The sequence below is a fragment of the Kumtagia sp. genome (assembly GCF_059502445.1).
Genome location: NZ_JCACER010000072.1, coordinates 22,771 through 29,988, shown reverse-complemented (window position 1 = coordinate 29,988; position 7,218 = coordinate 22,771). Strand labels below are relative to the sequence as shown.

The 7,218-nt window shown below is 67.5% G+C and carries 6 protein-coding genes; all 6 read right to left on the bottom strand.

Annotated elements, in window-relative coordinates; all coding sequences use genetic code 11:
* Window positions 1–200 precede the first annotated feature (200 nt).
* The 6 genes from AC5JDC_RS19525 to AC5JDC_RS19500 all read right to left on the bottom strand — a co-directional run bounded on the left by AC5JDC_RS19525 (window position 201) and on the right by AC5JDC_RS19500 (window position 7,028).
* A complete protein-coding gene (locus AC5JDC_RS19525; RefSeq protein WP_495843802.1) occupies window positions 201–1,184 on the bottom strand; it encodes an Ldh family oxidoreductase in 984 nt (327 codons plus the stop codon).
* 2 nt (window positions 1,185–1,186) lie between these two features.
* Complete coding sequence (locus tag AC5JDC_RS19520; protein ID WP_495843800.1) at window positions 1,187–2,317, bottom strand: mandelate racemase/muconate lactonizing enzyme family protein; 1,131 nt, start codon at window positions 2,315–2,317, stop codon at window positions 1,187–1,189.
* A 329-nt stretch (window positions 2,318–2,646) separates the two neighbouring features.
* The gene (locus AC5JDC_RS19515; protein WP_495843798.1) at window positions 2,647–3,567 is read right to left on the bottom strand and encodes an alpha/beta hydrolase; all 921 of its coding nucleotides are present in this window, start codon (window positions 3,565–3,567) and stop codon (window positions 2,647–2,649) included.
* Between the two features lie 42 nt (window positions 3,568–3,609).
* Window positions 3,610–5,253: an ABC transporter substrate-binding protein gene (locus AC5JDC_RS19510; protein WP_495843796.1), complete on the bottom strand. Its 1,644-nt coding sequence runs from the start codon at window positions 5,251–5,253 to the stop codon at window positions 3,610–3,612.
* Window positions 5,254–5,321: 68 nt separating this feature from the next.
* Window positions 5,322–6,173, bottom strand: a complete 852-nt coding sequence (locus tag AC5JDC_RS19505) for a glycine betaine ABC transporter substrate-binding protein (RefSeq protein ID WP_495843794.1) — start codon at window positions 6,171–6,173, stop codon at window positions 5,322–5,324.
* 99 nt (window positions 6,174–6,272) lie between these two features.
* On the bottom strand, window positions 6,273–7,028 hold the full coding sequence (locus AC5JDC_RS19500; protein ID WP_495843791.1) for an ABC transporter permease: 756 nt from the start codon (window positions 7,026–7,028) through the stop codon (window positions 6,273–6,275).
* Window positions 7,029–7,218 lie beyond the last annotated feature (190 nt).

Sequence of the window (7,218 nt, the reverse complement as noted above, 5' to 3'; positions counted from 1 at the left end):
CCGAGTCAATCCGCCGCACCACAAACGACCAAGATGTGTGCATGCCGTAGCCACTTTCGTGGGGGCGAGGAACCGCTGCCGCGATGCCGGCGCTCATCCATCTTGGGTTCCTCGCCCCCACGCAGTGGGGGAGAGGTGTCGAGCCCGTAGGGCGAGACGGAGAGGGGGTTTTCTTCGGTTTGGATCGACGACCGGCAACGCTACACCAACTCCCGTACCCGCTCCCACAAACCGTCATCGACCTCCACCACCGTCTCGCCCCAGTCCGTCCGCGCGGCGCGACCGCGGCCGGGCAGGCGCACGCCGGCGTCGGCAAAACGCTCGGCCAGCCGGGCAAGACTGTCAGCGAAGCCGTCATTGCCGAAGCGGGCCGGGTCGATCGCCAGGATGAACTGGCCGGTGCCGGGCGGGCCGCCCTTGTCGTCGCCGAACATGCTCGCCTCGACGCCGAGCTTCGAGCCGGTGAGCGCGGCGGCGAGAATCTCGACCAGCAGCGCGATGTTGGCGCCCTTCTGGCCGCCGCTCGGCAGCAGCGAGCCGAGAAGCCCCTCGGCGGCGTCGGTGGTCGGCGCGCCCGTGCGGTCCTGCGCCCAGCCGAGCGGGATCGGCTCGCCGCGGTCGTGGCGCATCACCATCTCCGTCTTCGTCACCGCGCTCATGCTCTGGTCGGCGACGATGGGGCCGCCGGGCGCGGGCACGGCGAAGGCGAGCGGATTGGTGCCGAAGAGCGGCGCCCGCGCGCCGGGCGGGGCGACCGAAGCCGGCGCGTTGGCGACGCAGAGGCCGATCAGCCCGCGCTCGGCCAGCGGCGTCACGTGGTGCGCGAGCGCCAGGCAGTTGTAGGAGTTGCGCACCGCCAGCGCGGCGATGCCGAATTGCCGGGCGGGCTCGGCCAGGTGCGGCAGCCCCGCCTCGATCGCCGGATGGGCGAAGCCGTGGCGGGCATCGACGCGGATCGCCGCGCCAGCCCGCTCGATCGCCGGTACCGTCTTTCCGTCGATCTTGCCGCAGGCAAGGTGCGCACAGAAGATCGGCAGGTAGAACAGGCCGCAGACGAAATTGCCCTCGGCCTCGGCGCGGGCGATGGCGCGGGCGACCGGCGCGGCGTTCTCGGGCAGTGTGCCGGCGCGGACGAGGGCGGCGCGGGCGGTTCGCTCGATCTCGGCGGCGGTGACGGCGGCCATGGTCAGCCTTGCCGCGATGCCTGGAAGCGGCGCTCGCCCTCGGCAATCAGGCTTTCGTCCAGCGTGAAGCCGAGGCCGGGCTGCTGGAAGGCGTCGAGCCAGCCGTTCTTCGGCGCAAGGTCCGGCGAAGCGACGATGTCCTTGCGAACCAGCTGCCACATGATCTGGTTGCCATCGTCGAGATTGGGGATCGCCAGGCCGATATGGTGCTCGGCCGAGGTGGTGATGCCAGTGGTGAAGGAGGAGTGGATGCAGATTTTCAGTCCCGCCGCCTCGGCCACCGCCGCCGCCTTCAGCATCGGCTGGATGCCGCCGATCTCGCGCGGGCCGATGCAGATCATGTCGGCGGCGCGCTGCCGGCATATCTCGTAGACGTCGTGGAGCGTGAAGGCCGACTGGTCGGCGACGATCGGGATGCCGACGGATTCGCGCACCTGCGCCATGGCCGGGATGCTCCAGCTTACCGTCGGCTGCTCGATGAACTCGATGTCGAATTTTTCGAGCTTGCGGCACATGGTGATGGCCTCGTGCACGCCCCAGGCCTCGTTGGCGTCGAGGCGCAGCCGCGCCCCGCCGATCTCCCGGCGCACCGCCGCGACGATCTCAAGGTCCAGCGCCTCGCCGCGCCCGACCTTCAGGTAGAAGACGCGCTCGCCGGCGGCATGAGCGCTGGCTGCGTCGCGAGCGAGTTCCTCCGCCGTCTCGCCCTGGAGGAAGTAGAAATAACCGACGGCCTTGCGGTGGGCGCCGCCGAGCAGGCGATGGACGGGCAGCTTTGCCAGCCGGCCCTGCAGATCCCACATCGCCATGTCTATGCCCGAAAACATCTGGTTGGCGGCGCGCATGAGATTGGCGCCGTGGCCGAGATATTCCTGATGGAAGATGCGGGACAGCAAGGGCACGACGTCATAGGGAGACTGGCCGACCAGATGCGCGGCGAGGCGCTTCAGGATGGCCGCGGTGCCGCCCTGGTCCGGCGCCACCGTGCATTCGCCGATGCCGACGGTGCCGTCGTCGGCCTCGATCTCGATCAGGTTGACGGCGAAGGTCTCGCGAATGCCGTAGGACCAGTGGTAGGGCTGCTTCAGCGGCAGCACCAGCGGCCTCACCCGGACGTTGGAAATCTTGACCACGCTTGGGTTCCTTCAGTGGTGGCGGAGGGGAGCCGCCGTTTGGTTGATGGTGGGAGGCCTGAGGGGTTCTGCCGCTGAGGGCACCCCTTCCGTTGAGACGGGACGTTGGACGGAATTACCCCCACCCCTAACCCCTCCCCTCAAGGGGGAGGGGGACTTTGCGGCCGTTATGCCACGCGAAACAGGTGATGATTGGCGTCTAGCAGTGACGCAAGCAGGTCCCCCTCCCCCTTGTGGGGAGGGGTTAGGGGTGGGGGTCATGGAAGGTCGCGCCCTCGGCGATTTACCGTATCCGATCGCATGACCTTCAAGGGGAGGGGAAACGACTCTCATCCCGCCCACTCGCCCCTGCCGAGCGTGTCGACCGCCTGAACGATACGAATAAAGCTGTCGCGAGCGCGCGCCACGGTAGCGCGTGCGCGGAGGTAGCCGTGCGGTAGCCCCTTCTCCTCGTGCCACAGCGCCTTGCCGCCGGCCGCAAGCAGGCGGTCGCGATAGGCCTCGCCGTCGGAGGACAGCGGGTCGCATTCGGCGGTGAAGATGATCGTGGGCGGCAGGCCGGAGAAGTCGCTGTCGGCGAGCGGCAGGTAGCGCGGGTCGCCGGAGGTATCCTCGCCGCCGGTACGGATGTTCTTGTAGACCGCGACGTCGCGGGCCGACAGCAGCGGCGCTTCGGCATGGACGACATAAGAGCCTTTGCTCTCGTCGCCGCCGAGCATCGGATAGACCAGCACCTTGCCGGCCGGCGCCGCCCCATGACCGCGCAGATGATGGGCAAGGCACGCCGCCAGCGTGCCGCCGGCGGATTCGCCGACGAGCACGACCGGCCGGAGGAAGGTTTTTACGGCCCACTCATAAGCAGCCACCGCGTCGTCGAAGGCGGCTGTGCCGGTATGCTCCGGCGCCAGCCGGTAGTCGACCGAGACCACGGCAAAGCCGGTGCCGGCGCAAAGATCGGCGCAGATGTCGTCATGGCTGTCGAGGCCGCCGAGGATGAAGCCGCCGCCGTGAAAATACAGCACGACGGCCGCCTTGTCCGGCGCGTCGCGTCGATAGACGCGAACCGGAATGGCGTGTCCACCAGCCTCCATGGCGTCGGTCTCGGCCGTCACACCGGCCGGATGGCCGGCGTGGAAGGCGCGGCTCATCCGATCGTAGATCGCCCGGTTCTCTTCGATCGGCAGGCCGATCGCCTCGGGCGGATAGAAGGCATCGATGCGGTCGATGAAGGCCCAGGTTTCGGCATCCATCCGTTTCCGATAGTCGGGTGCCTCCGACGGCCGCATCGTCGTCTAAGCCTGCTCGATCCAGGCCTTGTCCCAATGCTGCTCCAGCGCTTGGTGCTGGTCGCAGCCATGCACGCCTTCGCGGTAGGTGCGGTAGACCTTGCGCCAGTAGGGTTGGATGATGACGCCGGAATCCCGGAGGATCGTCTCTATCTTCGCCATCAGCTCGCGGCGCTTGCCGGCGTCGGGCGTTGCCAGCGCCTGCTCCAGCAGCTTGTCGAACTCCGGATCGGAATAGCCGCTCTCGTTCCAGGCGCCGCCCGAGCGATAGGCGAGCGCCAGCACCTGCACGCCGAGCGGCCGCCCGAGCCATTCGGTGCAGGAGAAGGGATATTTGTTCCAGTCGTTCCAGAAGGTGGCGGCCGGCAGCACGGTGCGCTTGATCTTCAGGCCGGCCTCGCGCATCTGCCCGGCGATGGCGTCGGCGGACGATTTCTGCCATTCCACGTCGACCGAGATCAGCTCGTATTCGTGGCCGCTCTTGCCCGCCTCCTCGAGCAGCTTCTTCGCCTCCTCGACATTGCGGACATGCGGGCCGATGTCGGCATATTCCTCATGCATCGGTCCGACGTGGTGGTTGGCCGCCGGAACGCCGCGATCGTCCAGGCCGATCTTCACTACCGCGGCGTTGTCGACTGCGAGCTGCGCGGCACGACGCACCCGCTGGTCGTCATAGGGCGCGTTGGTGACGTTGAAGCGGGCCACGATGGTCGAGCCGGTGGCGATCTCGGAACTGGCGAGCCCGAGCGCCTCGGCCTGTGAGACGGTGTCGGTGGAGGTCTCGTGGTTGGTGTCGATCTCGCCGGATTCGAAGGCCGAGAACATCGGGTTGGGATCGGAGCCGTAATCCGTCCACTGCACGCCATCGAGCAGGAAGTCGCCCTTCCACCACTTGTCCTTGCGGCGGACTTCCGCGCCGACCTCGGTGTCCCAGCGCACCAGCTCGCATGGGCCGGTGGTGATCGCCAGCGCCTTCAGAGGATCGGTCTCGCCGTCATAGCTGCGGTGCATGATGAGCGCCGGATAATCGGCCATGCCGGGGATCAGCGAGATGTCGGGCTGCGGCAGCTTCAGCCGTACCGTGTAGTCGTCGATCCGCTCGATGGCGCCGTCCAGCGCCTTCCTGGTGTTCCGGTCGACGAGCCCGCCCATGCGGCCGGCGAGCGAGTTGCCTTCCACCGTCGCGTCGCACCAGCGGGTGAGATTGTGGATGACGTCGTCGGCGTTGAAGGTGTCGCCGTTCGACCAGGCGATGCCCTGCCGGACATGCAGCGTCAGCTCCTTCGCGTCGTCGCTGACCTCCCAGCTTTCGAGCAGCCACGGCTCGAAGCTGAAGTCGCGGTTCCAGCGCACAAGATACTCGTTGCACTGGCGCGCGACGTTCGACATCTCGACGCCGTCGAAGGTGCGCGGGTCGCGCCAGCCCTTGACGTTCATGGCGACCCGCAGCATGCCGCCGCGCTGCGGCTCCTGCGCCGCCGCGGGCGTCGGCGCCAGCCCGCCGAGGGCGAAGGCACCCGACGCGCTGACGCCGAGCGCCGCCATGGTGGCGAAAAACTCCCGCCGGTTCACCTTGCCCGTCCTGAAACCCTCCGCCACCGCCGGGGCCTGCGGATGAAGCGGTCTGTCGGTCAGCATCGTCTTCGTCATTGGATCCTCCGATCACGGTTCGCTGTCGTCGGAATGGCGGGGCGGCACGGCCGCCCCGCCGGGCTCGCTCACATCAGGCCGCTTTCCTTGAGGAAACCGGTGGAGACGGCCTCGACCGTCTTCCTGTCGACGTCGACCTCGGCGTTCAGCCGCTGCATGACGCTGTCGTCGAGTTTTGCCGAGAGCGATTCCAGGATGGCCTGCAGGTCGGGATTGGCGTCGAGCACCTCCTTGCGCACCACCGGGGTGAGCGCGTAGTCGGGGAAGAAGCCCTTGTCGTCCTTGAGCAGCTTCAGCTTCATCGCGGCGATCTGGCCGTCGGTGGCCTGGGCCGAGACCACGTCGAGATCGCCATTGGCGAGCGCGTTGTAGGCGAGGCCGAGATCCATCGGCCGGACATTGGCGCGACCGGCCTCGAAGCCGTAGGTCTTCTGCAGGCCGATCAGCCCGTCCTCGCGCTTCGGGAACTCGGCCGTGGTGCCGAGCGTAACCGCCGTGCCGGCGTTATAGGCGGCGGCGAGGTCGGAGACGGTGGCCATGCCGTCGGTCTTCGGATTGTCGCCGCGCACCACCATGGCGTAGGTGTTGTTGGCCTTGGAGGGCTTCAGCCAGACCAGGCCCTTCTCGCCGTCGAGCTCTTTCACCCGCGCATAGGTGTCCTCGGGCGACAGTTTCTCGGTGACCTTGTTGAAGGTGATCAGCGAGGTGCCGGTGTATTCCCAGTAGAGGTCGACCTCGCCGTTCTCCAGGGCGGCGCGGACGATCTTGGTGCCCATGCCGTCCTTCTTGTCGACGTTGTGGCCCTTGCTCTCCAACAGTTGCTTCGTCATCTCGGCGATGATCAGCTGCTCGGTGAAGGCTTTGCCGCCGACCGTCAGCTCGGCCGCCGTGGCGGTATGTGCCAGTCCGAAAACCGCCATAGCGGACGCAAGACCGCCGACAAATTTCGAAAAAGCTCCGAGTTTTTTCAGAAAAGCTCCCATTCTACTCCCCTTTTGGTTGACTTGTTTCCGCCCGCGTCAGCGCAGCGGGTTGATGCCTCGCGGAACGAGATGGAATTGCAGCCGGCCGACGACGAAGTCGGTGATGACCGCGATCAGCGCGGTCGGAATCGCGCCGGCGAGCATCATCGGCAGCTCGTCGAGCGCGATGCCGGTGAAGATCAGCTCGCCGAGGCCGCCGGCGCCGATCAGGAAGACAAGCGGCGCCGAGCCGACGCAGATGGCAAGCGCGGTGCGGATGCCGCCGAAGATGACGAACAGCGCATTGGGCAGCTCGACGCGCCAGAGCACCTGGGCGGGCGTCATGCCCATGCCGTGCGCTGCTTCGACGAGATGGGCCGGCACGGCGCGCAGGCCGGTATAGGTGTTGCGTACGATCGGCAGCAGCGTCGCCGCCCACAGGCCGAAGATCGCCGGCACCGTGCCGATGCCGAGCACCGACATCGACAGCGCCAGGATGGCGAGGGTCGGGATGGTGGTGCCGAGATTGAAGATCTGCAGCGCGGCCTCGGAAACTTTCCGCAGCGCCGGGCGCGACAGCACGATGCCGACCGGCACGCCGACGAGAATGGCCAGCCCGCCAGACCATGCGACCAGCTCGATATGCTGGACGGCGAGATAGGTGATGTCCTCCCAATAGGTCAGGATCTCGGCCGGCATGCTGCTGGAGTGGAGCCACCACGCCAGCGCCAGGGCGATGACCAGCCAGACAAGGAAGGCCGGTGGCAGTTTTGCTCTTGTGGGCAGGGTGACCGCATAGGGGTTTACCCCCACCCCTAACCCCTCCCCACAAGGGGGAGGGGGATCTGGCCGCGTCTCAGCTAGGCCCCATTCGTCAACGGTTTTGCGCGGCATGGCGGCCGCAAAGTCCCCCTCCCCCTTGTGGGGAGGGGTTAGGGGTGGGGATACCTGGCCGGCCGATGCGGGCCCGGCCGAGGAGGCGAGGCGGTCGGGTGCCTGCAGG

Coding starts and splice junctions, on each gene's coding strand:
- AC5JDC_RS19505 (WP_495843794.1), bottom strand. CDS start 6,173: ATGGCGGTTTTCGGACTGGCACATACCGCCACGGCGGCCGAGCTGACG.
- AC5JDC_RS19525 (WP_495843802.1), bottom strand. CDS start 1,184: ATGGCCGCCGTCACCGCCGCCGAGATCGAGCGAACCGCCCGCGCCGCC.
- AC5JDC_RS19510 (WP_495843796.1), bottom strand. CDS start 5,253: ATGACGAAGACGATGCTGACCGACAGACCGCTTCATCCGCAGGCCCCG.
- AC5JDC_RS19515 (WP_495843798.1), bottom strand. CDS start 3,567: ATGGATGCCGAAACCTGGGCCTTCATCGACCGCATCGATGCCTTCTAT.